Source organism: Mesorhizobium ciceri biovar biserrulae WSM1271 (genome assembly GCF_000185905.1).
In the GTDB taxonomy this organism is placed as follows: domain Bacteria; phylum Pseudomonadota; class Alphaproteobacteria; order Rhizobiales; family Rhizobiaceae; genus Mesorhizobium; species Mesorhizobium ciceri.
Window position 1 is genome coordinate 2,247,055 of sequence record NC_014923.1, and the last position, 25,405, is coordinate 2,272,459.

General features: G+C 61.9%; 27 protein-coding genes. 14 read left to right on the forward strand and 13 right to left on the reverse strand.

What is annotated here, in order from left to right; genetic code table 11:
- Positions 1 to 49: 49 nt before the first annotated feature.
- Positions 50 to 964 carry an oxygen-dependent coproporphyrinogen oxidase gene (hemF, locus tag MESCI_RS10730; protein ID WP_013529974.1) on the reverse strand — a complete coding sequence of 305 codons (915 nt, stop codon included), beginning with the start codon at positions 962 to 964 and terminating at the stop codon, positions 50 to 52.
- Between the two features lie 114 nt (positions 965 to 1,078).
- Here hemF and MESCI_RS10735 point away from each other — a divergent pair, with 114 nt between their 5' ends.
- On the forward strand, positions 1,079 to 1,336 hold the full coding sequence (locus MESCI_RS10735) for a hypothetical protein (protein ID WP_013529975.1): 258 nt from the start codon (positions 1,079 to 1,081) through the stop codon (positions 1,334 to 1,336).
- An 81-nt stretch (positions 1,337 to 1,417) separates the two neighbouring features.
- On the opposite strand, the gene soxR is transcribed toward MESCI_RS10735, so the two are convergent.
- Entirely contained in the window at positions 1,418 to 1,891 is a 474-nt protein-coding gene (soxR, locus tag MESCI_RS10740; protein ID WP_013529976.1) for a redox-sensitive transcriptional activator SoxR, read from the reverse strand.
- 132 nt (positions 1,892 to 2,023) lie between these two features.
- The gene (locus MESCI_RS10745) at positions 2,024 to 2,482 is read right to left on the reverse strand and encodes a tRNA (cytidine(34)-2'-O)-methyltransferase (RefSeq protein WP_013529977.1); all 459 of its coding nucleotides are present in this window, start codon (positions 2,480 to 2,482) and stop codon (positions 2,024 to 2,026) included.
- A 443-nt stretch (positions 2,483 to 2,925) separates the two neighbouring features.
- Here MESCI_RS10745 and MESCI_RS10750 point away from each other — a divergent pair, with 443 nt between their 5' ends.
- The 5 genes from MESCI_RS10750 to MESCI_RS10770 are packed head-to-tail and all read left to right on the forward strand — an operon-like array spanning position 2,926 to position 7,928.
- Positions 2,926 to 3,321, forward strand: coding sequence for a hypothetical protein (locus MESCI_RS10750; protein WP_013529978.1), 396 nt, complete (start codon positions 2,926 to 2,928; stop codon positions 3,319 to 3,321).
- A gap of 29 nt (positions 3,322 to 3,350) precedes the next feature.
- Positions 3,351 to 5,237, forward strand: coding sequence for an ABC transporter ATP-binding protein (locus MESCI_RS10755; RefSeq protein ID WP_013529979.1), 1,887 nt, complete (start codon positions 3,351 to 3,353; stop codon positions 5,235 to 5,237).
- A gap of 10 nt (positions 5,238 to 5,247) precedes the next feature.
- On the forward strand, positions 5,248 to 7,131 hold the full coding sequence (locus MESCI_RS10760) for an ABC transporter ATP-binding protein (protein ID WP_013529980.1): 1,884 nt from the start codon (positions 5,248 to 5,250) through the stop codon (positions 7,129 to 7,131).
- A gap of 4 nt (positions 7,132 to 7,135) precedes the next feature.
- Positions 7,136 to 7,615, forward strand: coding sequence for a GNAT family N-acetyltransferase (locus MESCI_RS10765; protein WP_013529981.1), 480 nt, complete (start codon positions 7,136 to 7,138; stop codon positions 7,613 to 7,615).
- Position 7,616: 1 nt separating this feature from the next.
- A complete protein-coding gene (locus MESCI_RS10770; protein ID WP_013529982.1) occupies positions 7,617 to 7,928 on the forward strand; it encodes a DUF6665 family protein in 312 nt (103 codons plus the stop codon).
- A gap of 3 nt (positions 7,929 to 7,931) precedes the next feature.
- Here the strand turns inward: MESCI_RS10770 and MESCI_RS10775 are convergent, their stop codons facing one another.
- Positions 7,932 to 8,276, reverse strand: a complete 345-nt coding sequence (locus tag MESCI_RS10775) for a cupin domain-containing protein (RefSeq protein WP_013529983.1) — start codon at positions 8,274 to 8,276, stop codon at positions 7,932 to 7,934.
- Positions 8,277 to 8,590: 314 nt separating this feature from the next.
- Between MESCI_RS10775 and petA the strand changes: the two genes are divergently transcribed.
- From petA to MESCI_RS10805, 6 genes are all read left to right on the forward strand, one after another.
- Positions 8,591 to 9,151, forward strand: coding sequence for a ubiquinol-cytochrome c reductase iron-sulfur subunit (gene petA, locus MESCI_RS10780; protein WP_013529984.1), 561 nt, complete (start codon positions 8,591 to 8,593; stop codon positions 9,149 to 9,151).
- 17 nt (positions 9,152 to 9,168) lie between these two features.
- Positions 9,169 to 10,470 carry a cytochrome b gene (locus tag MESCI_RS10785; protein ID WP_013529985.1) on the forward strand — a complete coding sequence of 434 codons (1,302 nt, stop codon included), beginning with the start codon at positions 9,169 to 9,171 and terminating at the stop codon, positions 10,468 to 10,470.
- 28 nt (positions 10,471 to 10,498) lie between these two features.
- Complete coding sequence (locus MESCI_RS10790; protein ID WP_013529986.1) at positions 10,499 to 11,371, forward strand: cytochrome c1; 873 nt, start codon at positions 10,499 to 10,501, stop codon at positions 11,369 to 11,371.
- Between the two features lie 127 nt (positions 11,372 to 11,498).
- Complete coding sequence (locus tag MESCI_RS10795; RefSeq protein ID WP_013529987.1) at positions 11,499 to 12,194, forward strand: acid phosphatase; 696 nt, start codon at positions 11,499 to 11,501, stop codon at positions 12,192 to 12,194.
- 175 nt (positions 12,195 to 12,369) lie between these two features.
- The gene (locus tag MESCI_RS10800; RefSeq protein ID WP_024504555.1) at positions 12,370 to 13,515 is read left to right on the forward strand and encodes an alpha-hydroxy acid oxidase; all 1,146 of its coding nucleotides are present in this window, start codon (positions 12,370 to 12,372) and stop codon (positions 13,513 to 13,515) included.
- Between the two features lie 9 nt (positions 13,516 to 13,524).
- Positions 13,525 to 14,070 (forward strand): adenine phosphoribosyltransferase, encoded by a 546-nt coding sequence (locus MESCI_RS10805; protein WP_013529989.1) that lies wholly within the window; start codon positions 13,525 to 13,527, stop codon positions 14,068 to 14,070.
- Positions 14,071 to 14,115: 45 nt separating this feature from the next.
- On the opposite strand, the gene MESCI_RS10810 is transcribed toward MESCI_RS10805, so the two are convergent.
- The 7 genes from MESCI_RS10810 to MESCI_RS10840 form a co-directional block, all read right to left on the reverse strand.
- A complete protein-coding gene (locus MESCI_RS10810) occupies positions 14,116 to 14,586 on the reverse strand; it encodes a MaoC family dehydratase (protein ID WP_013529990.1) in 471 nt (156 codons plus the stop codon).
- Complete coding sequence (locus MESCI_RS10815; RefSeq protein WP_013529991.1) at positions 14,583 to 15,059, reverse strand: MaoC family dehydratase; 477 nt, start codon at positions 15,057 to 15,059, stop codon at positions 14,583 to 14,585. The genes MESCI_RS10810 and MESCI_RS10815 overlap by 4 nt, the downstream gene beginning before the upstream one ends.
- A 123-nt stretch (positions 15,060 to 15,182) precedes the next feature.
- Positions 15,183 to 16,157 carry a magnesium/cobalt transporter CorA gene (gene corA / locus MESCI_RS10820; protein WP_013529992.1) on the reverse strand — a complete coding sequence of 325 codons (975 nt, stop codon included), beginning with the start codon at positions 16,155 to 16,157 and terminating at the stop codon, positions 15,183 to 15,185.
- 241 nt (positions 16,158 to 16,398) lie between these two features.
- Complete coding sequence (gene ychF, locus MESCI_RS10825; protein ID WP_013529993.1) at positions 16,399 to 17,502, reverse strand: redox-regulated ATPase YchF; 1,104 nt, start codon at positions 17,500 to 17,502, stop codon at positions 16,399 to 16,401.
- Between the two features lie 89 nt (positions 17,503 to 17,591).
- A complete protein-coding gene (gene pth / locus MESCI_RS10830; protein WP_013529994.1) occupies positions 17,592 to 18,317 on the reverse strand; it encodes an aminoacyl-tRNA hydrolase in 726 nt (241 codons plus the stop codon).
- A gap of 23 nt (positions 18,318 to 18,340) precedes the next feature.
- Complete coding sequence (locus MESCI_RS10835) at positions 18,341 to 18,982, reverse strand: 50S ribosomal protein L25/general stress protein Ctc (RefSeq protein WP_013529995.1); 642 nt, start codon at positions 18,980 to 18,982, stop codon at positions 18,341 to 18,343.
- Between the two features lie 249 nt (positions 18,983 to 19,231).
- A complete protein-coding gene (locus tag MESCI_RS10840; protein ID WP_013529996.1) occupies positions 19,232 to 20,266 on the reverse strand; it encodes a methyltransferase in 1,035 nt (344 codons plus the stop codon).
- A 295-nt stretch (positions 20,267 to 20,561) separates the two neighbouring features.
- Between MESCI_RS10840 and MESCI_RS10845 the strand changes: the two genes are divergently transcribed.
- A complete protein-coding gene (locus MESCI_RS10845) occupies positions 20,562 to 22,568 on the forward strand; it encodes a putative bifunctional diguanylate cyclase/phosphodiesterase (protein WP_013529997.1) in 2,007 nt (668 codons plus the stop codon).
- A 43-nt stretch (positions 22,569 to 22,611) separates the two neighbouring features.
- On the opposite strand, the gene MESCI_RS10850 is transcribed toward MESCI_RS10845, so the two are convergent.
- Positions 22,612 to 23,040 carry a MarR family winged helix-turn-helix transcriptional regulator gene (locus tag MESCI_RS10850; RefSeq protein ID WP_013529998.1) on the reverse strand — a complete coding sequence of 143 codons (429 nt, stop codon included), beginning with the start codon at positions 23,038 to 23,040 and terminating at the stop codon, positions 22,612 to 22,614.
- 151 nt (positions 23,041 to 23,191) lie between these two features.
- On the opposite strand from MESCI_RS10850, the gene MESCI_RS10855 reads away from it, so the two are divergent.
- Positions 23,192 to 24,049, forward strand: coding sequence for an alpha/beta fold hydrolase (locus MESCI_RS10855; RefSeq protein WP_013529999.1), 858 nt, complete (start codon positions 23,192 to 23,194; stop codon positions 24,047 to 24,049).
- Between the two features lie 68 nt (positions 24,050 to 24,117).
- Here the strand turns inward: MESCI_RS10855 and MESCI_RS10860 are convergent, their stop codons facing one another.
- Positions 24,118 to 25,359 (reverse strand): MFS transporter, encoded by a 1,242-nt coding sequence (locus tag MESCI_RS10860; protein ID WP_063170320.1) that lies wholly within the window; start codon positions 25,357 to 25,359, stop codon positions 24,118 to 24,120.
- Positions 25,360 to 25,405 lie beyond the last annotated feature (46 nt).

Sequence of the window (25,405 nt, forward strand, 5' to 3'; positions counted from 1 at the left end):
TTCGAGCGAATGGGACATCAATGCGGCTCACGCCGGGCTCACCATTTTGTTACGGCCAGCGGACCTCGGGCGGCAGGCTGGAGAGGATGGCGGCGACATTGCCGCCGGTCTTCAGTCCGAATATGGTGCCGCGATCGTGAAGCAGATTGAATTCGACGTAGCGGCCGCGGCGGATGAGCTGTTCGTCACGGTCGCCATCGGTCCAGTTCTCGTTGAAGTTGGCGCGCACAAGGTGGCCGTAGACGACGAGAAAAGCGCGGCCGACATCCTGGACGAAGTTGAAATCGGCATTCCAGCCGCCCTTGTCCTCACCCGAATGCAGCCAGTCGAAGAAGATGCCACCGGTGCCGCGCAGCTCGTTGCGGTGCGACAGATAGAAGTACTCGTCGCACCAGGCCTTGAATTTTGGGTAATCGGCCACCGCGACATTCTTCTCGCAAGCGAATTGCATGGCGCGGTGGAAGGCGACCGTGTCGGGGTCGTCCTGGGTGCGGCGGCGATCGAGCACCGGTGTCAGATCGGCACCGCCGCCGAACCATTGGCTGGATGTGACCACCATGCGCGTGTTCATGTGCACGGCCGGAACGTTGGGATTCCATGGGTGCGCGATCAGCGAAATGCCGGATGCCCAGAAGCGCGGGTCTTCCTCGGCACCGGGCATCTGCTTCCTGAATTCGGGTGAGAACTCGCCATGGACGGTCGATGTGTGGACGCCGACCTTTTCGAAGACGCGACCGTGCATCATCGACATGGTGCCGCCGCCGCCGCGCCCCTCGTCACGTTCCCATGGCGTCTTTTCGAAGCGGCCGGGCGACCACGAGGCCAGCGGCCCGCCAAGATCCTGCTCGATCTGCTCGAAGGTGGCGCAGATGCGTTCGCGCAGCGCCTCGAACCAGAGGCGCGCCTTCATCTTCTTCTGTTCGATGTCGGCGGGCAGGCCCGCCGGTATTTCTGGTCGTTCCAAATGCCGTCTCCGGTTGGGGCGGCGAGTCCCACAAATGACTCGTCTTTTGCCGGCGCGATCCCTAATCTCTTAGGTGACAGGGTCAAGTGTCATTACGGTGCAAGGAGTTGTTTCGTGCGCACCCCGGCAAGACCGCCGCTGGATGGCCTAAAGAAAAGGCTCGACCAAAGCCGTGCCGAGCGCGTGCGTATGCCGCGCGACGGTTTCCTGCGCGAGACCTTCGTGCTGCCACGCTCCGATGCCCGGCTCAAGGCCAAGGAATGGTTCGAGCGCTTTCCCAAGCAGGCCTACTGGACCGAGATCGAAAGCTGGTTCGAGCGGCCGGGCGACCTGATCGAGTTCACCATCAGGCGGTTGCCTGCGGCCGACTAGGATTTCGTCGCCCCGTTTACGGGGAGAGGGTGCCGGTAGGCAGGTGATGCTGGCGCCGCCCCTCATCCGCCTTCACTGCGTTCAGGCACCTTCTCCCCGTGAACGGGGAGAAGGAAGAGCGACCAGCCTCCTTGCCCCCGTTCCCTCGCGTGCCAGCCGGTCACCCTTGTTGCGCAGCGGGCATTTGTCGATCGACATGCAGCCGCAGCCGATGCAGTCGGTCAGCCCGTCGCGCAGTTTCTTCAACTGGGCGATCTTGTGATCGAGCCCGTCGCGCCAGGCGGTCGACAAAAGGTTCCAGTCGTCGCGCGTCGGCGTGCGGCTTTCGGGCAGTGATTCAAGTGCGGCACCGATTTCGGCCAGCGAGATGCCGACCTCCTGTGCAACCTTGATGATCGCCACGCGCCGCAGCACGTCGCGGCCGTAGCGGCGCTGGTTGCCCGACGTGCGGTGGCTGCGGATCAAGCCGCGGGCCTCGTAGAAATGCAGCGCCGACACCGCCACCCCGCTGCGCATGGCCACCTGGCCAACCGTTAATTCCGTTACAGGCGCCATGTCTGATTTTCCGTCCCGATTTTTCTGCTTGACCTCAAGTTAAGTTGAGCTTGTAGCGAAGAAACCCTGGATGTGCAAACGAAGGAGAAGGCGATGTGCGCCTGGGTCAAGATGTCGGGAGACGGAGTGCCGTTATCCGAGTTGCCGGATGGCTTCGCCCACCACCATGGCGACGGAGAGCGCCACGTTGATGCTGCGCGCCGTACCCTGCATGGGGATGGTCAGGCGCGCATCCGCCGCCTGATGGACAGGATCCGGCACGCCTGCGGATTCGCGGCCGAACAGGAGGACGTCACCGTCCGCGAAGCTGAAGCTGGTGTAGGCCGTCGTGGCTTTGGTCGACAGCAGCACCAGCCGGTGCGAATCAGCCTTGCGCCATTCCTCGAAGGCGTGCCAGTCGACGTGCCGGGTCAGGGCAGCCATTTCGAGGTAGTCCATGCCGGCTCGCTTGAGCGCCTTGTCGGAGAGCGGAAATCCGGCCGGTTCGATGATGTCGACGCCAAGTCCGAGGCACGCGGCGAAGCGCAGGATTGTTCCGGTGTTGCCGGCAATGTCAGGCTGGTAGAGCGCGATGCGGAGACGACGGTTCATTTCCGCGTCCTTCTAATAAGTGGCGGATCGGCCACAGCGGCTTGGCGGTTTTGGAAATTGCTGGACCTGCGGGTGGCCATTTTCTGCGAAGTCGGGTATACAACCAGCATTGTCAACCCGAACTGATGGAGGGGTAATTCATGATGACCATGCACATCCAGCGCCCCTCTCGTGGGCTTACCTGCCTGCCGGCGGTTTCGGTACGACGATTCTCCTGACTCTCTAAGACTTGATCGCACCGATTCCCGCCGAAACGATTTTTCGGCACTCGAAGGAATCCTGCGATGTTTTTCAAAAAGTCAAAAGGGCTGAACGCCCCAACTGAAGCTGTCCGGACCGACACTCGTCATGTCCGGACCGATGCAATGCGTGCCTCCTGGCGAATGCCGGCGGACGATATTGCTTCGCCTTTTTATCTCGATTTTCACACGGAGGACGGACCGATGTTCGATCCCTACAGAATACCGGGCTCGAGGAGCCTGCATATCCACCGACTGCCGACCTGGGCGCTGCTGATCGGCGACACCTATTCGTCGGCGGTTCACGCCGAGGTTCGCCGCCGGCCGCATCGCGGCATGCTGCCGGATGTCGATTTTTCGCGCGCGGTTCCCGATCCCGGGCGGCCGTCGCTGGTGCGCCGGATCATCCGGCTGATCCGGCCTGGCGCGAAAAACCGGGCTGGCGGCACCGTGTCGTCAGGATCGTCTGGCGCAGCTGTCGGCGAAAAGCCCGCGAGCCCCTATATTGCGCGAAGCATTGCCGACGGTCCGGGTGATTCCGGACCGTCGGCACTCGACGCCATGGGTTCCGGGGACTTCGTACGCTCACGTGCCGCGTAAGCGGCAAACACATTTCACAGGCATGACCTATGTTGTTGTTTAGCTGGTTTGAAAAAAGGCTCGATCCGTTCCCCGCGGCGGAACCGGTCGAGCCGCCCAAGACGCTGGTTGCCTTCTGCGTGCATTATACGCGCGGCGCCTGGCCCTATATCCTTTTCGACGCAGTGCTGGTGACGGCCATCGCGATCGCGGAAGTGTGGATGTTCGGCTTCCTCGGCCGCATCGTCGACTGGCTGTCGGGGCAGAATCGCGAAACCTTCCTGCAGACGGAAGCCTGGAAGCTTGCCGGCATGGCCTTCATCGTGCTGTTCGCACTGCCGGGCACGGTATGGCTGCATTCGCTCCTCAACCAGCAAACGCTGATGGGCAACTATCCCATGCGCATCCGCTGGCAGGTGCACCGCTATCTGCTCAAGCAGTCGATGAGTTTCTACCAGGACGAGTTCGCCGGCCGCATCGCGACCAAGCTGATGCAGACGGCTCTCGCCGTGCGCGAATGCGTCATCAAGGTGATCGACGTCCTGAATTACGTTATCGTCTACTTCCTCGGCATGCTGCTCATCGTCGGCTCGGCCGACTGGCGGCTGGCCGCGCCGCTCGGCGTCTGGCTGGTCGGCTATATCCTTTTGCTGCGGTTTTTCATTCCCCGGCTGGGCAAGGTCGGCGAGGAACAGGCCAATGCGCGCTCGATCATGACGGGCCGGGTCGTCGACAGCTACTCCAACATCCAGACGGTCAAGCTGTTCAGCCATGCACGCCGCGAAGCGTCATTCGCCAAAGACGGTATGTCCGGCTTTCTCGAAACGGTCTACCGGTCGATGCGCCTGGTGACAGTGCTTTTCGGCTCGCTCTACATACTGAACGCGCTGCTCTTGTTCTCGGTGACCGCGATGGCGCTGTGGCTGTGGCTGGGGCAAGCAGTGACGATCGGCGCGGTCGCCGTGGTCATCGGCCTTGTGCTCAGGTTGTGGGGCATGTCGCAATGGATCATGTGGGAAATGTCGGGCCTGTTCGAGAACATCGGCACGGTGCAGGACGGTATCGCCTCGATCTCGCTGCCGCGCCTTGTCGAGGACCGGCCGGACGCGAAGGAGATCAGCGTCTCCAGGGGTGAGATCCGCTTCGAGGACATTCGCTTCCACTACGGCAAGCAGAAGGGTGTGATCGAGGGCCTGTCGCTGGCGGTGAAGCCGGGCGAGAAGGTCGGCATCGTCGGCCGTTCCGGCGCCGGCAAGTCCACGCTGGTCAACCTGTTGCTGCGCTTCTACGACCTCGAAGCCGGGCAGATATTGGTCGATGGCCAGGAAATCGCCGCTGTGAAGCAGGATTCGCTTCGTGCGCAGATCGGCATGGTCACGCAGGACACCTCGCTGCTGCATCGTTCGGTGCGCGAGAACATCCTTTATGGCCGGCCCGATGCAACCGACGAGATGCTTGTCGAGGCGGCGCGGCGCGCCGAGGCGCTGGACTTCATATCGGGGCTTTCGGATGCCAGCGGCCGCAAGGGCTTCGACGCCCATGTCGGTGACCGCGGCGTCAAATTGTCCGGTGGCCAGCGGCAACGCGTCGCCATTGCTCGCGTTATGTTGAAGGACGCACCTATACTTATCCTTGACGAAGCGACCTCGGCGCTTGATTCCGAAGCCGAGGCGGCGATCCAGGAGAATCTCTACAAGCTCATGCAAGGCAAGACCGTCATCGCCATCGCGCACCGGCTGTCGACCATCGCGGCGATGGACAGGCTGGTGGTGATGGACAAGGGCCGTGTCATCGAGGAAGGTTCGCACGAAGAACTCGTCGCCAAGGGCGGGCTCTACGCGCAGCTCTGGCAGCGCCAGTCGGGCGGGTTCCTGCTTGAGGACGGTCCCGCCGACGCCGCCAACGACGCACTTGCAAAGAGGCAAGCCGCAGAATGATGGCCGCCGCATGATGACAGCCGTCTATCGCTGGTTCGAGAACTGGGTCTATCCGTTCAGGGAGCCGGCGAATCTTCGGCCACCGATCAGTGTCGGCGGCTTTCTCTGGCACTATGTCGGCCAGGCGAAGTTCGCCTTCTTCGCCATGCTGGTCATCGGCGGCATCGCGCCGCTGGTCGAGGCCGGCCTGTTCTACTTCGTCGGGCGGCTGGTCGATATTCTCGACCAGCTTCCCGCCGAGCGCAGCTGGCACGCACTGTGGGCCGCCGCCGGCCCTGAACTGGTTTTCATGGCCGTGGTGGTGCTGGTCATCCGCACCGTCGTCGTCGGCCTGTCGGCGCTGGTCGACGAACAGACGATCACGCCGGGCTTCTACAATCTGGTGCGCTGGCAGGCGCACCGGCATGTCTCGCGCCAGTCCTACGCCTTTTTCCAGAACGATTTCGCCGGCCGCATCGCGACAAAGGTCTGGCAGGCGGGCCAGGCGACCGGCGACTTGATGGAAAGCTTCATCGAGGTCGTCTGGTTTATGATCGTCTACACGGTGACGACGCTGGCGCTGGTCGCAGGCCTCGATCTCAGGCTGGCGGTTCTGGTGGTGATCTGGATTTCCGCCTTCGGCTGGCTGGCCAAGCTCTATTTGCCGGCAATCCGCAAGCATGCCGAGGAAACAGCCGAGGCCGGCTCGATGATCACCGGCCGCATCGTCGATTCCTATTCCAACGTGCAGACGCTGAAACTGTTCTCGGCCGATGGCGACGACCGCTACATCAGGAACGGTTTCGACATCTATCTCGACGCATTGCGCCCGTTCACCCGCCGGCTGACCGGCGTGCGCATGGCGCTGACGACGCTGTCGGGCATCATGATCACGGCGATCGGCTGCTTTGCCGTCTATCTCTGGGTCGAGGGCTCGATCACCGTCGGCGCGGTCGCCTTCACCCTGTCGCTGGTGCTGCGGCTCAACATGCTGCTCGGCCGGCTGATGATGCAGCTCAACAGCATCTTGCGAAACCTCGGCGTGCTGGAGAACTCCAAGGCGCTGATTTCGCAGCCGCTCGGCCTCACCGATGCGCCCGGCGCCAAGGAACTCGTCGTGGCAGGCGGCCGTATCGCGGTGAAGAACGTCGAGTTCCACTACGGCAAAGGTTTCGGCGTGCTGAACGGCATCGACCTTGTCGTCAGGCCAGGCGAGAAGGTCGGGCTGGTCGGACCGTCCGGCGCCGGCAAGACGACCCTCGCCAATCTGATCCTGCGCCTCTACGATCTCGAGAGCGGGTCGATCACCATCGATGGCCAGGATGTCGCCAAAGTTACGCAGAATTCGCTGCGCGCCAATATCGGCGTCGTCAGCCAGGACACGGCGCTGTTCCACCGTTCGCTGCGCGACAACATCAAGCTCGGCATGCCTGACGCGACCGATGCGGAGGTGATCGCGGCGGCGAAAAAGGCCGAGGCGCACGAGTTCATCCTGACCTTGCGCGACAACAGGGACCGCGCCGGCTACGAGGCGTTTGTCGGCGAGCGCGGCGTCAAGCTGTCGGGAGGCCAGCGCCAGCGCGTGGCGATCGCCCGCGTCTTCCTCAAGGATGCGCCGATCCTGATTCTCGATGAGGCGACCTCGGCACTCGATTCCGACATCGAGGCGGCGATCCAGGAGAATCTGACGCGGCTGATGGAAAACAAGACGGTCATCGCCATCGCCCACCGGCTGTCGACGATCGCAGCACTCGATCGTCTGGTGGTGCTCGACGGCGGCCGCATTGTCGAGCAAGGCACGCATGACCAATTGGTGGCGCTCGACGGGCTCTATGCGCGGCTGTGGAAGCGGCAGTCCGGCGGTTTTCTCTATCACGAGGACAGCGTGCTCGAAGAGACGCGCCCGGCGGAGTAGCTCCATGGGTGGATCGACAGGCGCCATCCCAGAGGTCGGCTACGTGCTCAAGCGGCTCCGGCCGACCATGCCGGCCTTCGACACGCTGAAGGAAGAGAGCCGGCTGGAAGGCTACTGGATGCTGGTACGCCTTGCGGATGGCTGGGCAAGTGGCCGCAACAAGTTCCTGAAACGGGGGGAGGCGCTGTACGGAGCATGGTATGGAAGGGAACTCGCCGGCGTGTGCGGGTTGAACATCGATCCCTATTTCGAGGGCAGGGGCCACGGCCGGGTCCGGCACCTGTTTGTGAGCGCGCGCCACCGTCGCGCCGGCCTTGGCCGGATGCTGGTCGAAACCGTTGTCGACAGGGCACGTCACCATTTCGCCATGCTGAACACCCGCGCGCCGCAAGAAGCCTTCGGTTTCTATGAACGGCTTGGCTTTCAGCGCGTAGCAGGCGAAGAGTTCGTCACACACCGCATGGTTTTCGGGAAAGGAGGCTGAAATGTCCTTGCGTCCGCCATCTCATCTTGCCGGCGCCTCGGCCGCCGAAGCCGCCTTCGACGCGCTCGGCCATGAAATATTGGCGGAAAAGGCGGCAGCACTCGGCCGCGCCGGCCAGCGGGTAGAGGAAACGCTGGCCAGGCTGCGCGACAATGCCGACGAGCAACTGCGCCCCCTTCTGCTCAAGGATGCCGCCGAGGCGGTGCATGGCTATTTCATCCAGCGCGAGCTGTGCGGCTTGCGCAAGCACGATGCCGTCATTCGTGAATACAACATCCCGAAAGCGGTGCTGGCCAGGCTCGGCGCGAAATAGGGATCACTCCAGCCATTCGGTGATGAAGCTGCCGTTCTCGTGGATGTCGGTCGTTTCCAGTGGGCCTGGGCCGAGATTGGTGAATTTGTGCGGCGTATTGGGTGGCACGATCAGGATCTGGCCGGCGGATGCCTCGATTTCCTGGTCGCCGACAGTGAACAGGCCGGTGCCCTGGCGGATGATGAAGATCTCCGCGTAGGGATGTGTGTGCAGGCGCGGGCCGCCGCCGACATCAGGCAGATAGTTGAAGATCAGGCAGGAGTTGGAGCCGTAGGCGCCACATTGCAACTCGCCCTTCCAATGGTCCGAGCGAACGGCCCAGGTGTCGCGGTCTATGACGTGTGCCATGATGACAAGGATAGACCCGGCTGGGGCCTTGTGTCGAGCCGAACAAGGGCGTCGGATTTGCGGTTGTTTCCCGGTTGTTTAGTGATGGTTGGCGGCTATCCGGCGTCGTGTTGACCGGCGGCGGATTTTGTCCCCGCGACAATCTGCCCTTGTGCCTTCACCCGTCTGGACAAAAACGGGCTTCACGCATAAACCGAAGTCCAAATGCCGGAGGAATTCGCAAGCCTGTTCGCCATGCGCTGTCGGGTTGGCGTAATTGAGCGGGGAACAAGGCTCAACCACCGGCACGGAAGAGGCGAAAGGATCAGGCACCCGTGAGCGCAACCGACACCCAGGATCCCAACCGTCGTGATTTTCTCTACGTCGCCACCGGCATGGCCGCAGTGGTCGGCGCGGGTGCTTTCGCGTGGCCGTTCATCGACCAGATGCGCCCTGACGCCTCGACGCTGGCGCTCGCCTCGGTCGAAGTCGACGTCGCCTCGCTGACGCCGGGCATGTCGCTGATCGTCAAATGGCGCGGCAAGCCGGTCGTGGTCCGCAACCGCACCGAACAGGAAATGAAGGACGGCGAGGCGGTCAAGCTGGCCGATCTCAAGGATCCGATCGCCCGCAACGCCAATCTCCCGGCCGACGCACCGGCGACCGACGCCAATCGCACCACGCCCGGCAAGGAAGCCTGGATGGTGATGGTTCAGGTCTGCACGCATCTCGGCTGCATTCCGCTTGGCCAGGAAGGCGATTTCGGCGGCTGGTTCTGCCCGTGCCACGGTTCGCAATACGACACCGCCGGCCGCATCCGCAAAGGCCCGGCGCCGGAGAACATGGCGGTTCCGGTATTCAAGTTCATTTCCGATACCAAGATCCTTATCGGTTGAGGCAGGGGGATATTTCGATGAGCGAGGGACACTCGACCTATACGCCCAAAACCGGTCTCGGACGCTGGTTCGACGCCCGCATGCCGCTGCCGCGGCTGGTCTATGACAGCTTCGTTGCCTATCCGGTGCCGCGCAACCTCAACTATGCATGGACCTTTGGCGGCATCCTGTCGATCATGCTGGTGGCGCAGATCCTGACCGGCATCGTGCTGGCCATGCATTACACGGCCGACACCAATCTGGCCTTCGGCTCGGTCGAGAAGATCATGCGCGACGTGAATTCGGGCTGGCTGCTGCGCTACATGCATTCGAACGGCGCCTCGTTCTTCTTCGTCGCCGTCTACATCCACATCTTCCGTGGCCTCTATTACGGCTCCTACAAGGCGCCGCGCGAACTGCTGTGGATCCTCGGCTGCATCATCTATCTCCTGATGATGGCGACCGGCTTCATGGGCTACGTGCTGCCATGGGGCCAGATGAGCTTCTGGGGCGCCACCGTCATCACCGGCTTCTTCAGCGCCATTCCGCTGGTCGGCGACTGGATCCAGCAGCTGCTGCTCGGCGGCTTTGCCGTCGACAACCCGACGCTGAACCGTTTCTTTGCGCTGCACTATCTGTTGCCGTTCATGATCGCCGGCGTTGTCGTGCTGCACATCTGGGCGCTGCATGTCGTCGGCCAGTCGAACCCGACGGGCATCGAGGTCAAGTCGAAGACCGACACCGTGGCCTTCACCCCCTACGCGACCATCAAGGACGCGTTCGGCATGATTGTGTTCCTGTTCTTCTTCGCCTATTTCGTCTTCTACCTGCCGAACTATCTCGGTCATCCCGACAACTACATCGTCGCCAACCCGCTGAAGACGCCGGCCCACATCGTGCCCGAATGGTACTTCCTGCCGTTCTACGCGATCCTGCGCGCCATCACCTTCAATGTCGGGCCGATCAACTCCAAGCTCGGCGGCGTGCTATGCATGTTCGGCGCCATCGTCATGTTGTTCCTGGTGCCGTGGCTCGACACTTCGAAGGTGCGCTCGGCTGTTTACCGGCCCTGGTACAAGCTGTTCTTCTGGCTGTTCGTGGCCGATGCCATCCTGCTTGGCTGGCTGGGCTCGCAGCCGGCGGAAGGCAGCTATGTGTTCATGGCGCAGATGGCGACATTGTTCTACTTCGCCTTCTTCCTGATCGCGCTGCCGGTGCTCGGCCTGATTGAGACGCCGCGACGGTTGCCGAACTCGATCACCGAGGCGGTGCTCGAGAAGAACAAGGGCGGCAGCGGACATCCGGCGGGCGCTACGGCGGCTCCGGAAACCAAAGGCTGAGCGGGTAGAGAATCTAAGGGGATTTGGCATGAAAAAGATTCTCACCTCGCTGGCGCTGATCGGCCTTGTGGCCGTCGCCGCTGGGGCCGCGGGCACTCGGGCGATCGCCGCCGAAGAGGCACACAATGTGGCCAATCCGACGCATTTCCCGATCGACGAGCCGAAGGAAATGGACTGGAGTTTCACCGGCCCATTCGGCACCTATGACAAGGCGCAGCTGCAGCGCGGCCTCAAGGTCTACAAGGAAGTCTGCTCGGCCTGCCATTCGATGAACCTGGTGGCGTTCCGCACGCTGTCGGACCTCGGCTATTCCGATGCGCAGATCAAGACGCTGTCGGCCGAGTACACCATCCACGACGGTCCCAACGATGCCGGCGACATGTTCGACCGTCCCGGCAAGCCGTCCGACCACTTCCCGCCGCCCTTCGCCAATGAGGAAGCCGCCGCTGCCTCCAATGGCGGTGCTGCTCCGCCAGACATGTCCCTGCTGGCCAAGGCTCGCGGTGTCGAACGCGGTTTTCCGCAGTTCGTCTTCGATATCTTCACCCAGTACGACGCGGGCGGCCCCGACTATATCCACTCGCTGCTGACCGGCTACGACCAGACGCCGCCTGCCGGCATGGTGATCCCGGAAGGCACCCACTACAATCCGTACTTCATGTCCGGCGTGTCGCTGAAGATGCCCAAGCCGCTCTCCGACGGCCAGGTGACCTATGATGACGGTGCGCCGCAGACCATCGACCAGTATTCCCGCGACGTCTCCGCCTTTCTGGCCTGGGCGGCCGAGCCGCATATGGAAGACCGCAAGAAGACCGGTTTTCGCGTTCTGGTGTTCCTGCTTTTGTTCGGCGCGCTGGTCTATCTCACCAAGCGCAAGGTGTGGGAAGGCGTGGCGCATTAAGCCACACGATCAAGTGATCACGAAGGGCGCCGAGAGGCGCCCTTTTGCATTTCCAGAAGCCGGCCATGTCACATGGCCGTCACCGCATCCGGCGATCCTGTGCTGCTCTCATCAAAGGATCGCACCCATGAAAAGATACGCATCGCTCGCGGCAGGCCTGTTGCTGCTCATCGTCGGCTCGGCCGCGCAAGCGGAAGACGCCCAGCCTTTCGTCACCAACAAGGATGTCGACCTGACGATGATCCTGCCGCCGCCGCCGGCAAACGATTCGGCGCAGACCAAGGCCGAACTCGGCGAGGTGCTGATGCTGCAGGTGACACGCACGCCCGAGATGGTAGCCAGCGCCGTCGCCGATGCCGACGAGAATGTCTGGCGCTTCGCCAACGTCATGGGGCCGAAATTCAACAAGGAAACGCTGCCCAAATTCAGCGCCTTCTTCGACCGCGTCGTGGCCACCGAAGGCGCCGTCGTCGATCCGGCCAAGGATATCTGGAAGCGCCCGCGTCCGCACCAGCTCAGCGACCTCGTCAAGCCGGCGGTCAAGCTGTCGAGTTCGGGTTCCTGGCCGTCCGGCCACGCCACCGTCGGCACCATGATGGGCATCATCCTGTCCGATATGGTTCCGGAAAAGCGCGCCGAGATCATGGCGCGTGCGGCCGAATACGCCCACAACCGCGAGGTCGGCGGCATCCACTATGCGTCCGACGTCGAGATGGGCAGGATTTCCGGCAGCGTCATCGCCGCGGTCCTGCTCAACCGGGACGACTTTAAGGCCGAATATGAAGTGGCCAGGGCCGAGCTTCGTTCGGATCTCGGCATGTAATCTTCGTCAATCGGATCAGACCAGAAAGGGGCGCTTCGGCGTCCCTTTTTTGCTCATGGCCATGTCCGAAGGGCGGTTCGAAAAATAGTCCGTTGGCACGCCGACAACAGGTTGATATTCGATGCATCGAACGGTGGCGAGAAACTTGTCCCGCCATGGCCTTTGGAATTCGATGATGCGGCTCAGCGACTGTCACAACTTTTCCGATTTCCGCCGCATGGCGCAGCAGCGGCTGCCGGGACCGATCTTCAACTACATCGACGGCGCGGCGGACGACGAGGTCACCTATCGCCGCAACACCGAAAGCTTCGAGACCTGCGACCTCGTTCCCAACGTGCTGCGCGGGGTGAGCGAGGTCGACATGTCGGTGACGGTCATGGGCCAGAAGCTGGCGATGCCGTTCTATTGCTCGCCGACCGCCTTGCAGCGCCTGTTCCATCACCAGGGCGAGCGCGCGGTCGCCAAGGCCGCCGCCAAATACGGCACGATGTTCGGCGTGTCGTCGCTGGGCACTGTCAGCCTCGAGGAGGCGCGCAGCATCAGCAGCGGCCCGCAAGTCTACCAGTTCTATTTCCACCGGGATCGCGGTCTTAACCGGGCGATGATGCAGCGGGCAAAGGCGGTCGGGGTCGAGGTGATGATGCTGACCGTCGACAGCATCACCGGGGGAAACCGCGAGCGCGACAAACGAACCGGCTTTGCCATTCCCTTCAAGCTCAACCTTACCGGAATGGCGCAGTTCGCGCTCAAGCCGGCCTGGGCGATCAACTATTTCACCCATGAGGGCTTCAAGCTGCCGCAGCTCGACGAGCATGTCGACATGGGCGGCGGCACGATGTCGATCAGCCGTTACTTCACCGAGATGCTCGATCCGTCGATGACATGGGACGACGTCGCCGAGATGGTCAAGCTCTGGTCGGGTCCGTTCTGCCTCAAGGGCGTCATGTCGGTGGAGGATGCCAAACGCGCTGTCGACATCGGCTGCAGCGGCATCGTGCTGTCGAACCATGGCGGGCGGCAGTTGGATGGCTCACGGGCGGCGTTCGACCAGCTTGCCGAGATCGTCGATGCCGTTGGCGACAGGATCGACGTCATCATGGATGGCGGCGTGCAGCGCGGCACACACGTGCTGAAAGCGCTGTCGCTCGGCGCCAAGGCCGTCGGCGTCGGACGCTACTATCTGTTTCCGCTCGCGGCGGCCGGCCAGCCCGGCGTGGAACGGGCGCTCGAACAGATGCGGGTCGAGATCGAACGCGGCATGAAGCTGATGGGCTGCAGCTCGATCGAACAATTGTCGCGCAACAATCTCCGTTTCAGGTAATCTCGACCCATGAAATCCTCGCTCGAAGACACGCTGCTTGCCGCGATCCGCACCATTCCGGACTATCCCAAGCCCGGCATCCTGTTTCGCGACATCACCACGCTGCTCGGCAATGCGCGCGCCTTCCGCCGCGCCATCGACGAACTGGTGCATCCTTATGCCGGCCAGAAGATCGACAAGATCGCCGGCATTGAGGCGCGCGGCTTTATCCTTGGCGGCGCCGTCGCCCATCAGCTCTCGGCCGGTTTCGTGCCGATCCGCAAGAAGGGCAAGCTGCCCTACGAGACGGTGCGCGTCGCCTACAGCCTGGAATACGGGCTGGACGAAATGGAGATGCACAAGGACGGTGTTGCTCCGGGCGAGAAAGTGATCCTGGTCGACGATCTGATCGCCACCGGCGGCACGGCTGAAGCGGCGGTCAAGCTGCTGCGCCAGATAGGTGCCGACATCCTCGCCGCCTGTTTCGTCATCGACCTGCCGGACCTCGGCGGCCGTGCCAAGCTGGAGGCGCTTGGCGTGCCGGTGCGGACGCTGATCGGGTTCGAGGGGCATTGAGTGTTCTTCCCTTCTCCCACATGGGAGAAGGAAGAAGCGCCGCCTCTACTCGGCCTTCACCAGCACGGCGCTTTCGAACTCGAGCACCTTGGCGCCGGTCGAATCGAAAGCTTCCGAACGCAGCGCCAGCAGCCGCCAGCCGGGGCGTGAGGCAATCGGGCGGTGCGACAGCGCGGTGCGCGTAAAGGTGATGGTTTGCCCGGCATAGACCGGCTTCAGCCATTTCAGGTTCTTGAAGCCAGGCGAGGGGCCGAATTCCGGCACCGGACCGGGGCCGCTCCACGCAGCGATCTCGGCGTCCATGCGGTTTTCGAGATTGAGTTTCATCCAGGTGGCGGCGGTGTGCCAGCCGGATGCGCAGAGCCCGCCGAGCACGCTTTTCTTCGCGGCCTCCTCGTCGGTATGGAAGATCTGCGGGTCGTATTTGCGGGCGAAGGCCTTGATCGCCTCGGGCTCGAATGTGTGCGAGCCGAGCGTCACCGTGGTGCCGATACGAAAGAACTCGTCCAGTGTCATGCTTGGCTCCCCGCGGCATCGCGCGTGAGGAACATGGCGGAGTTCTCGAGCTCGAAGACGCTTTCGCCGCGCTGGTTGAACAGTTCGCTGCGCATTGTAACGAAGCCGAGTTGTGGCTTCGATTTGGACAGGCGCTTGGCAACGACCACCAGGGTGCCGGTCAGTTGATCGCCGGCCAGGACCGGCTTCTTCCATTTGACCTGATCGACGCCGGGCGCGCCCTGGCAGGTCGAGTCCAACAGGAAGGCATCGCACAGCATGCGCATGAACATGGCGCAGGTGTGCCAGCCCGACGCCGCCAGCCCACCGAGGATGCTGGCCTTGCCGGCTTCCTCGTCGAGATGCATCGGCTGCGGGTCGAATTCTCCGGCGAATTCGACGATCTCGGCGGCACTCACGAGCTTCGAGCCGAGGTCGATCGATGCACCCTCGATGAAGTCCTCATAGGCCCATGTTTTTATCTCTGCGGTCATGGTCTGGAATCCGGCTTGTCGACCCACGATCCCCAGGATCGGGGTTTCCGGATGCAGGCCGGCGTTCATTTGGTCAAGCGATTTCTACTGCGCCAGCCTGTGGCAGCCGATCGACAGGCCCACTCAGAGCCAGCCGCGGCGGCGGAAATACCAGAAGGGCAGGATCGCCGACAGCACCATCATGGCGATGGCGAAGGGATAGCCAAGTTCCCATTTCAACTCGGGGATGACGTCGAAATTCATGCCGTAGATCGAGGCGACCAAAGTCGGCGGCAGGAAGATGACGGCGGCGACCGAAAATATCTTGATGATGGCGTTCTGCTCGATCGAGATCATGCCGAGCGTCGCGTCGAGCAGGAAAGAGATCTTCTGCGATAGGAAGGTGGCGTGGTCGGCGAGTGACAGCACGTCGCGGGACAGCGTCTTGATGCGCGCCTTGGTGTCCTTGCTCATCTTGGTGCGGGTCGAGGCATGGGCGAAAAAGCCCGCCAGGCGCTGCAGCGAGATCAGGCTGTCGCGGATCGAAGACGCGATGTCCTCCTTGCGGCCGATGGCTTTCAACAATTCCTGGAAGTCGCGATTGCGCTTGGAAACCTTGGTCGATCGCGCCTCGAAGATATCGCGCGAGATCGCCTCGATGTCACGGCCGGCACGCTCCAGAATGTCGGCGAGACGGTCGACGATCGCCTCCAGCAAGCCGATCAGGATGGTGTCGCCGCTGGTGCAGCCGGTCGCCACCTTCTCGGCGCGCTGCGGAAAGGTCTTGAAGGCCTTCGGCTCGTGGTAGCGCACAGTGATCAACCTTGTGCCGGCGAGCACGAAGGTGACCGGCGACATCAAGGGATCGTCGACCTCGGTCTGGGCGGGCAGGGTTGCGGTCATGAAGTAGGCGCCGTCCTCGACATAGAGGCGGCTCGAAATCTCGATCTCCTCCATCTCCTCGCGCGTCGGAATGGCCACGCCGAGCCAGCTCTCGATCGTCGCTTCCTCTTCCTTTGTCGGGTTGAACAGGTCCGCCCAGACGATGGTCTCGCTGTTTGCCAGGAGATCGTCGACGAGGCGCAGGCGATCATTGTCCACGACGAAGGCCTTGATCATCGCCTGATATCCCTTGCTGGGGCCAAAGGGTGTGTTCGGATTGACGCGTCGTGTTGGATTGCACGGTTCCCGGCGCCAGCGCCGACCGTGCGTCTGCCGCTTAGACCTGTGACGTGACAAAATCAAGACAAGTGGCTGTCCCGGGCGGCCCGGCGGATGGCCGCCGGCCGAGTCGGAAAATCACGCCTGAAAAGTTTCGTCGGTTACCCCGTCGGATGTCTGGATGCTCGATAGACCAGCCTCAGGTGTTGAACTTGAACAGCAGGATGTCGCCGTCCTGGACGACATATTCCTTGCCTTCGTCGCGGGCCTTGCCGGCTTCCTTGGCCGCCACTTCGCCGCCCAGTGTGACGAAGTCATTGTAGGCGATGGTCTGGGCGCGGATGAAGCCGCGCTCGAAATCGGTGTGGATGACGCCGGCGGCCTGGGGGGCCTTGTCGCCCTTATGGATGGTCCAGGCGCGCGTCTCCTTCGGCCCGACGGTGAAGTAGGTGATGAGATGCAACAGATCGTAGCCGGCGCGGATGATCTTGTTGAGGCCGGGCTCGTCGAGGCCGAGCGAGGACAGGAATTCCATCTCTTCCTCATCGGAGAGCTGTGCGACCTCGGCTTCGATGGCGGCCGAGATCACCACGGTGCCGGCGCCCTGGGCGGTCGCCATCTTTTCCACGGCCCTGGTGTGCTCGTTGCCGGTGGCTGCGTCGGCCTCGGCGACGTTGCAGACATAGAGCACGGGATGCGAGGTCAGAAGGTTCAGGCCCTGCAGGATGCGCAAATCTTCGGCCGAAATATCCTTGAGCAGGATGCGGGTCGGCTTGCCGGCCTGCAGCAGTTCGAGCGCTGCCTCCATCATCGGCAGCACTGACGTCGCTTCCTTGTCCTTGCTGCCGGCGCGCTTGCGGAATTGCACGATGCGGCGCTCGAGGCTGTCGAGGTCGGCGAGCATCAGCTCGGTTTCGACCGTCTCGGCATCGGCCACCGGGTCGATGCGGCCCTCGACATGGGTAATGTCGTCATCCTCGAAGCAGCGCAGCACATGCACGATGGCGTCGACCTCGCGGATGTTGGCGAGGAACTGGTTGCCCAGCCCTTCGCCCTTCGAGGCGCCGCGCACCAGACCGGCAATGTCGACGAAGGAGATGCGGGTCGGGATGATCTCCTTTGACTTGCCAATCGCCGCGATCTTCTGCAGGCGCGGATCGGGCACCGCGACCTCGCCGGTATTCGGTTCGATGGTGCAGAACGGATAGTTGGCGGCCTGCGCCGCAGCTGTTCTGGTCAACGCGTTGAAAAGCGTCGACTTGCCGACGTTGGGCAAGCCAACGATGCCGCATTTGAAACCCATTTTGTCCGGTCCTATCGGGAAATAGAAATTTGATCAGGGCTATGGGCGATAGGGGTGATCAACGTCAAGCCCTTCGGTCCCCTTGATGCTCAGTCCTTGCCGCCGAACAGCTTCTTCAGCATGGCGGCCATTGGACCGCTTTCCGGCAGCTTGGCCAGGGGCTGTTGGGGCCGTGCCTGGCGGACGTGACTTTGCTGCTTCTGCGCCGGCTGCTTAGGTGCCGATTTTTCGGGCTCCGGCCCGGCCTTGCCCTGGACGGCGAGACTGGCTTTGTTCATGAAGCCGGATTCGTCGCCTTTGGCGATCATGGCGGCGTTGTCGGCGATCGCGTCGAGCAGCGGGTCAAGCCATTCGCGGTCCGCCTTGTCGAAATCGCCGAGCACATGGTGCTGGACCATTTCCTTGACGCCTGGATGGCCGACGCCGATGCGTACGCGGCGATAGGCGTTGCCGACATGGCCATCGATCGAACGGATGCCGTTATGGCCGCCGGCGCCGCCGCCGGTCTTTATGCGCAGCTTGCCTTCGGCAAGATCGATCTCGTCATAGAAGACGGTGAGCGCGGAAAGCTCGAGCTTGTAGAAGCGCAGCGCTTCGCCGACCGTCTGGCCGGACAGGTTCATGAAGGTCTGCGGCTTGATCAGGACGACTTTTTCGCCGCCGAGCGAGCCCTCGGCGATCAGGCCCTGAAATTTCTTCGACCAGGGCGAAAAGGAATGGCGGCGGGCGATTGCGTCCGCCGCCATGAAACCGACATTGTGCCGATTGCCGGCGTATTTCGCGCCCGGATTGCCGAGACCTGCAAACAGCAGCATCGCCTGCTCCGGGCGTGAAAGAGTTACTTCTCTTCGGCGGCAGGAGCCGCTTCAGGTGCAGCCGCTTCAGCCGTCTCTTCCGTCTCCGGCTTCATCGCCGACGAACCGGCAATGGTCGCGATGGTGAAGTCGCGGTCGGAGATCACAGGCTTGACCCCAGCGGGCAGCTTGACCGCCGAGATGTGGATCGAATCGCCAATGTTGGCGCCGGTGAGATCGACGGTGATGAATTCCGGGATCGCATTGGCCGGGCAGTGGAACTCGACTTCGTGACGCACGATGTTGAGCACGCCGCCGCGCTTGATGCCGGGCGACTTGTCCTCGTTGATGAAGTGGACAGGCACGTCGACATTGACTTCGGTGTCCTTGCCGATGCGCAGGAAGTCGACATGGACAGGGAAATCCTTGACCGGGTCGAGCTGGAAGTCCTTCGGCAGGACCTGGATCTTCTTGCCGTCGACATCGATCGTGGCGATCGTGGTCAGGAACCCGCCGCCATGGATCTTGTAGTAGATGTCCTTGTAGGTGAGCGCGATAGCCAGGGGAGGCTGCTTGTCACCATAAATTACTGCAGGCACTTTACCGTTGCGGCGAACTGCACGGGCGGACCCCTTACCGACCTGTTCGCGTGCTTCGGCCTTGAGCTCGTAAGTGTCGTGGCTCATGGCATTTCCTTTCGGTTTGTTCTGGAGCGCTCACGGTGGGCAGAGTGCCTGGACCGTAAACGTCGAAAGCCGACATACCCATGCATGATCTGGTCCGAAAACCGGAATCCACTTTTCGGGATCATGCGGGAAGGCGGCCTTCCGCCGCGTTGCCTCCAAGGGTGTCTACGCGGGTGGCGGCTCTATAGCGGAAGGCGGCCGGAGGTGCAAGCCAAAGGCACGACCGGCCTGGTGCAGCCCAGACGGCCGCTATCCGCGCTTTTCGATGACGGCATAGAGCACGTTGCGGTTCTCGCCGAAGAATACCTGCGCCTCGACGGTGTTGCGGTCGACGCTGGCATTGACGATGTTCCACATATCGACCTCCGATCGCAGCAGCAACACCCAGTCCATGAACGTCTCCCGATACCCCGCGTCGGGGGTGCCCTCGGCGTAGTTGGCGAACAGGAATGTTCCGTTCGGCTTCAACATCTGCAGGCAGGTCTTCGTGAGTTTCACCGCGACGTTGTGGGCGAGGTAGTCGTAAAGGCCGGAGGCGTAGATGAAGTCGAATTTGCCGAGCTTGTGGCCCCGCGTGAGCACGGTTCGCACCGAGCCGTCGATGGCTTCGACGGCGGTGCCCTGGAAGTCGCGCGAGATCAGCCCAACGCTCTGGGGATCCTGGTCGAGCGCAACCCAGCGCTTGAGACGGCCCTCCGTCAGGGCGACCGAACGATTGGCTTCCCGCAAATGGCCGGCCGCGATCGCCAGAACCTCGGTTTCCGGTCCGTTCTTGGCCGCGATCTCGTCGACATATCGGGTCAGGAGGTCGCGTCGTTCCCGGGCCGCGACGCATGACGGTACGTTCTGGGTATGGCTGTAGAGTGCTTTGCCGACCTCCGAGGCGTTCGCCACGCTCTCTGCCACGTGCGGATCACAATAGATGTAGTCGAGCAACTGCGCGTCGCCGGAATAGCCCCTGGGTTTGGTGAAGGACCAGTGCGTCAGTGGATCCTCGAGAAAATACTTCAGGATCGGATGGTTCTGCGCGACCGGTATCAACGCATGCCAGACGTCGGGATGAACCTTGGAATGCAGGCCATTGAGGAAGGACAGCAAGCGGCCGACGATCTCGGCCGGGTTCTTGTCCTGTTCGACCTGCTGCTGTGTCGCGTGGAGAATGAGGGCAAGCTCCGCGCGCGCGGTTTCGAACGCTTCGCCATGATGCTCGATCTTTCCCCGAGGCAGCGTGCCGGCGAGCATCTCGGCAGTAATCAAGCTTTTGCCATCAAGAACGGTCTGCACGCCATCACTCCATAGTTAACAGTCGGTTAACTTATTGCGTAGAATGCTCCCTTTGCCAATGTCGGGCCGACGGCATTTTAGGTTTATGATTAATTTCCCGCCAACCATGTTCGTTGGTTAATCAGCTTCCGAGCCGGATTCCGGGTTCGAGTTAACGGAAACTTGTCTTGCGCGATTGCATTTGTTTGCCCGGCGTTCGCAATCGCCGTCGCGTCCCAAGGAGCCGGCCCGCGTGGGGGCAGAAGCTGGAAATGAGTTCGGAAAACAAAATCCCTTTCAAAAGGGGTCGATTGTGATGAACGAACACGTGTCATCCGCATTGGCCGATACGGTTGATGCGGAGCCGTACGAGCCGCGCTACGAACTGGGGGCCGACGAACTTCGCGCCCTCTACCGCACCGAAGCCCGGGCGACGCGAAGAGGGGAAGCCAGGCCAGGGCTTTGGATCGCAGTTGCGATCTATCTCTTGTTTTCGGCAACGGATCTGCTGCTGATCCCGGATGTGGCCGCCTATACGATCACGGCGCGCTTCGCGGTCGGCTTGAGCGCGCTTTTGATCCTGGAAGCGCAGCTTCGCCACGGCGTCGGGACGGAATGGCTCGACGTGACCTGCGCCGGGGCCATCATCTTTGGCTATGTTGGTTGGCTGTGTCCGGCGATTATGGGCGCGGACAAGGAAAGCGTCTCTTACTATATGGTCTTTGGGACCATATTCATGATGAGCGCCAATCTTTTCTTTACATTCAATTTCAAGCTTTCTATCGTAACCTCGACAATAATCTTATGTATACTTTATATCGTAAATTACTTTGTTCCATCAACCCTCATATACAAAATGGTATTTGGGGCTTTCTATGTTTCTTGTTTCACGTTCACCTCATATGTGAACTGGAAACTGAACGAGGAACGCTACAACGTCTTCCTGAACGCCCTGGAAGCCAAGATCCAGCACAATGAGGCGACCGAACGCGGCAAGGCCCTGCTGAGGTTGTCGCGGACCGATCCGCTCACGGGTCTGGAGAACCGGCGCGCGATCGACGAGAAGCTGCGAGACTACTGGAACGATTGGCAAAAGGTCGGCACCAGCTTTGGGGCGATCCTCATCGACGTGGACTTCTTCAAGAAGTTCAATGACTGCTACGGCCATCAGGAAGGCGACCGCTGCCTGATCCATGTCGCCAATGCCCTTAGCGATATGATCAAACAGTATAATGGCTCCATCGGCCGCTACGGCGGCGAAGAGTTCATCGTCCTGGCTCGCATGGAGAAAAAGGAGCAGATCCTGGACATTGCGGAAGCCATTTGCAGCACGGTGGAGAACCTGGCTCTGACGCACGAACTGCGGCGCGACGGCGTCTCGATCGTAACGGTAAGCGTTGGCGCCGCATTCACCCGGACGCAGACCGGGGCCAAGCTGGAGAAAATCATTCACGAGGCCGATCGCGCTCTCTATCTGGCAAAAGCCGGCGGCCGAAATTGTGCCCGGCTGTTCGATCCAACCGACCCGCAAAGCAGTGACGAGAGCGAGAATATTGCGGCTTTGCTGAAGATCGCGATCGGCCAGAATCTCGTTTCACTCGTTTACCAGCCTATCCAGGATGTCAAATCGGACCGGGTTGAAGCGGTGGAGGCTCTGATGCGCCTCAAGATGCTCGACGGCACATCGGTTCCGCCGAGCCTGTTCATTCCGGTCGCCGAACGGACCGGCGCGATCCTGGAACTCGGGCGCTGGGCGATAAGGACAGTGTGCGCCGAACTGCTGGCGGACGACCACGTCCGTGTCGTCAGTGTCAACGTCTCCCCGATCCAGCTCAAGACACCGGGCTTCGCGACGTCGGTCGCGACAATTCTGGGCGAGACGGGTGTCGCAGGCAACAGGCTGGCCTTCGAGATCACCGAAGGGCTGGAGATGGAGATGCACTCCGACATCCTGCGCTGCATCAGCGACCTGAAGCTGCTCGGGATCAAGATCTGGCTTGATGATTTCGGGACCGGCTTCGCGGGTCTTTCGTGGCTTCGCCTGATCGATTTCGATACGGTGAAGATCGATCGCTCGTTTCTGCATGACTGCAGCTCCCCGAGCGGCAAGGCGATGCTGCAGGACATTATCACCCTGGTTCGAAATCGCGGCCACAAAATCCTGGTCGAAGGGGTGGAGACAGACGAGCAGATGGCCCTTATGCGCGAATTCGGCATAGACAAGATCCAGGGCTTCCATGTCGGCCGTCCCGCTCCCGCCGTCAGTTTCCAGGCAAAGCGAGCCATGCGCAAACGGCCATTTGCCGTGCTTAAGTCCGCATGATGGTGGCCTCTTCCGACGTTTGGCTAGCCGTCGTCAAGCCGTGCTAGCGGTCGCCGGTCAACGCGGCGCGTAACGCCTGGATCTGCCGGTTCAGCGCATCGAGCTCAGTCAGCGTCATGCCCGAGCGTTCGACCAAGGCTTCGTTCAGGCAGTTGCATTGGACAAGCAGTGCGCGCCCGGCTGATGTCAGATCGACCTGCACCTGGCGTTCGTCGGTCTGGCTGCGCTGGCGGGTCACCAGCCCGGCCTGCTCCATTCGCTTCACCAGCGGCGTGACGGTGCTCGATTCCAAAGCGAGCCGATGGGCGATGGTGCCGACCGACATGCCGTCGGCCTCTCCAAGCGCGTTCAACACCAGGTACTGCGGATAGGTGATGCCCATCTCGTCCAGCATCGGCTTGTAGGTGCGGTTGATCGCCATGCTGGTGGCATAGAGCGTGAAACAGAGCTGATTGTCCAACGGGAGAGGCACGGCGCATTCCTTTTGCCAATGTGGGCATCATTTCGATACCACGAAAAATGATATCGCGATACATATTTGTGTGGACAAGGGTTTTAGGCCGCGTTAGCTATGTCGTTATCGCGATATTGTTTATCGCGAAAATAACCAGAAGGAGATTGAGATGACCTCGCAAACCAAGCCCGGCTCCGGCAGCGGTACGATCACCACCAGGGACGGAACGCAGATTTACTACAAGGACTGGGGGACCGGGCAGCCTGTCGTCTTTCATCACGGCTGGCCGTTGAGCAGCGACGATTGGGACGCCCAGATGCTGTTCTTCGTGTCACAGGGCTACCGTGTCATTGCCCATGATCGCCGAGGCCATGGCCGCTCGACCCAGACGGATATCGGCAACGAGATGGACACCTATGCCGCCGACGTCGCGGAACTCGCAGCCCATCTGGACCTCAAGAACGCCATCCATGTCGGCCATTCGACCGGCGGCGGCGAAGTGGCGCGTTATGTCGCCAAGTATGGCGCCGGCGGCCGTGTCGCCAAGGCGGTGCTGATCGGCGCGGTGCCGCCAATCATGCTCAAGACTGCCGCCAATCCCGGCGGCCTGCCGATCGAAGTGTTCGACGGCTTCCGCTCCGCGCAGGCAGCCAATCGCGCCCAGTTCTTCCGCGACGTTCCATCAGGTCCGTTCTACGGCTTCAACCGCCCGGGCGCAGAGGTATCGCAGGGCGTCATCGACAATTGGTGGCGCCAGGGCATGATGGGCGGCACCAAGGCGCATTATGATTGCATCAAGGCCTTTTCGGAAACCGACTTCACCGAGGATCTGAAGGCGATCGACGTGCCTGTGCTGGTCATGCACGGCGACGACGACCAGATCGTTCCCATCGCGGACTCGGCGCTGCTGACGATCAAGCTGCTCAAGGAGGGCGAGCTCAAGGTCTACAAGGGCTTCCCGCACGGCATGGCCACGACCCATGCAGACATCGTCAACGCCGACCTGCTGGCCTTCTTCAAAGCATAGGCCGTTGGAACGAAAAAAGCACCCGCCGTCCGGCGGGTGCTTTTCCTTGCGTGGGTTTCAGGCCTGATCTAGGCGGCCGCCTGCGCCTTGCGCGCTTCCTTCATGTTGGGCAGGAACACGGTCAGCAATCCAAGGAACGGCAAATAGGAGCAGATCTGGAAGACGAAATCGATGCCCTTCATGTCGGCGACGACGCCGAGCACGGCCGCCGCGATGCCGCCCATGCCGAAGGCGAAGCCGAAGAAGATGCCGGCGATCATGCCGACGCGACCCGGCACGAGCTCCTGCGCAAAGACGACAATGTTGGAGAACGCCGAGGAGAGGATCAGGCCGATCAGCACCGTCAGCACCATCGTCCATTCCAGATTGGCGTAGGGCAGGGCGAGCGTGAAGGGCAGCACGCCGACGATGGAGAACCAGATCATCGCCTTTTGCCCATAGCGGTCGCCGAACGGGCCGCCGAGCAGGATGCCCAGCGCCGAGGCGCCGAGGAACAGGAACAGCATGACCTGGCTCATCTGCACAGAAACGCCGAACTTGTGCATGGAATAGAAGGTGTAGTAGCTGGCGAGGCTGGCGATGTAGGCATTCTTGCTCAGAACCAGCAGTGTCAGCACGATCAATGCATTCATCACCTTGCGGCGCGGGAAGGGCGAAACGAAGCTCGCCGCCTTGCGGGTGCCCTGCGCGGCACGCAGCCGGCTGTACCAGCCGCCGACCTGCCACAAAACGATGATGCCGATCAGCGAGCCGACGGCGAACCAGGAAATGCTGGTCTGGCCGAACGGCACGACGATGAAGGCCGCCAGCAGCGGCCCCATGGACTGGCCGAAATTGCCGCCCACCTGGAACAGCGACTGCGCCAGGCCGAAGCGGCCGCCGGAAGCGAAGCGGGCGATGCGCGAGGATTCCGGGTGGAAGATCGCCGAGCCGATGCCGATCAGCGAGGCACCGATCAGCAGCAGCGAATAATGCCCGGCATAGGCGAGCACGATCAAGCCGATCAGCGACGACGCCATGCCGTAGGGCAGCGAATAGGGCATCGGCCGCTTGTCGGTGATCATGCCGATCAGCGGCTGCAGCAAGGATGCGGTCACCTGGAAAGTGAAGGTCAACAAGCCGATCTGCCAGAAATCGAGGCCATAATTCTCTTTCAGGAGCGGGTAAATGGCCGATAGCAGCGACTGCATGATGTCGTTGATGCAGTGGCAGAAGCTCACCGCCAGGATGACGGTGAAGGCCGTCGCCTGGGCTGAGGCGTGACTGGCGCTCGCCGGTGGGGCGACGCTGGCTGCTGTCGTATCGGTCAAGGTAGGCTCCGTGGTCTTTTTGGCGGGCACGCCCGCAGGCAACTGG

Bases quoted from the DNA above. Each gene is read 5' to 3' on its own strand.
- soxR (WP_013529976.1), bottom strand. From the start codon at position 1,891: ATGGCGCCTGTAACGGAATTAACGGTTGGCCAGGTGGCCATGCGCAGC.
- MESCI_RS10745 (WP_013529977.1), bottom strand. From the start codon at position 2,482: ATGAACCGTCGTCTCCGCATCGCGCTCTACCAGCCTGACATTGCCGGC.
- MESCI_RS10750 (WP_013529978.1), top strand. From the start codon at position 2,926: ATGTTCGATCCCTACAGAATACCGGGCTCGAGGAGCCTGCATATCCAC.
- MESCI_RS10755 (WP_013529979.1), top strand. From the start codon at position 3,351: ATGTTGTTGTTTAGCTGGTTTGAAAAAAGGCTCGATCCGTTCCCCGCG.
- MESCI_RS10760 (WP_013529980.1), top strand. From the start codon at position 5,248: ATGATGACAGCCGTCTATCGCTGGTTCGAGAACTGGGTCTATCCGTTC.
- MESCI_RS10765 (WP_013529981.1), top strand. From the start codon at position 7,136: ATGGGTGGATCGACAGGCGCCATCCCAGAGGTCGGCTACGTGCTCAAG.
- MESCI_RS10770 (WP_013529982.1), top strand. From the start codon at position 7,617: ATGTCCTTGCGTCCGCCATCTCATCTTGCCGGCGCCTCGGCCGCCGAA.
- MESCI_RS10775 (WP_013529983.1), bottom strand. From the start codon at position 8,276: ATGGCACACGTCATAGACCGCGACACCTGGGCCGTTCGCTCGGACCAT.
- MESCI_RS10785 (WP_013529985.1), top strand. From the start codon at position 9,169: ATGAGCGAGGGACACTCGACCTATACGCCCAAAACCGGTCTCGGACGC.
- MESCI_RS10790 (WP_013529986.1), top strand. From the start codon at position 10,499: ATGAAAAAGATTCTCACCTCGCTGGCGCTGATCGGCCTTGTGGCCGTC.
- MESCI_RS10795 (WP_013529987.1), top strand. From the start codon at position 11,499: ATGAAAAGATACGCATCGCTCGCGGCAGGCCTGTTGCTGCTCATCGTC.
- MESCI_RS10800 (WP_024504555.1), top strand. From the start codon at position 12,370: ATGCGGCTCAGCGACTGTCACAACTTTTCCGATTTCCGCCGCATGGCG.
- MESCI_RS10805 (WP_013529989.1), top strand. From the start codon at position 13,525: ATGAAATCCTCGCTCGAAGACACGCTGCTTGCCGCGATCCGCACCATT.
- MESCI_RS10810 (WP_013529990.1), bottom strand. From the start codon at position 14,586: ATGACACTGGACGAGTTCTTTCGTATCGGCACCACGGTGACGCTCGGC.
- MESCI_RS10815 (WP_013529991.1), bottom strand. From the start codon at position 15,059: ATGACCGCAGAGATAAAAACATGGGCCTATGAGGACTTCATCGAGGGT.
- corA (WP_013529992.1), bottom strand. From the start codon at position 16,157: ATGATCAAGGCCTTCGTCGTGGACAATGATCGCCTGCGCCTCGTCGAC.
- ychF (WP_013529993.1), bottom strand. From the start codon at position 17,502: ATGGGTTTCAAATGCGGCATCGTTGGCTTGCCCAACGTCGGCAAGTCG.
- pth (WP_013529994.1), bottom strand. From the start codon at position 18,317: ATGCTGCTGTTTGCAGGTCTCGGCAATCCGGGCGCGAAATACGCCGGC.
- MESCI_RS10835 (WP_013529995.1), bottom strand. From the start codon at position 18,982: ATGAGCCACGACACTTACGAGCTCAAGGCCGAAGCACGCGAACAGGTC.
- MESCI_RS10845 (WP_013529997.1), top strand. From the start codon at position 20,562: ATGAACGAACACGTGTCATCCGCATTGGCCGATACGGTTGATGCGGAG.
- MESCI_RS10855 (WP_013529999.1), top strand. From the start codon at position 23,192: ATGACCTCGCAAACCAAGCCCGGCTCCGGCAGCGGTACGATCACCACC.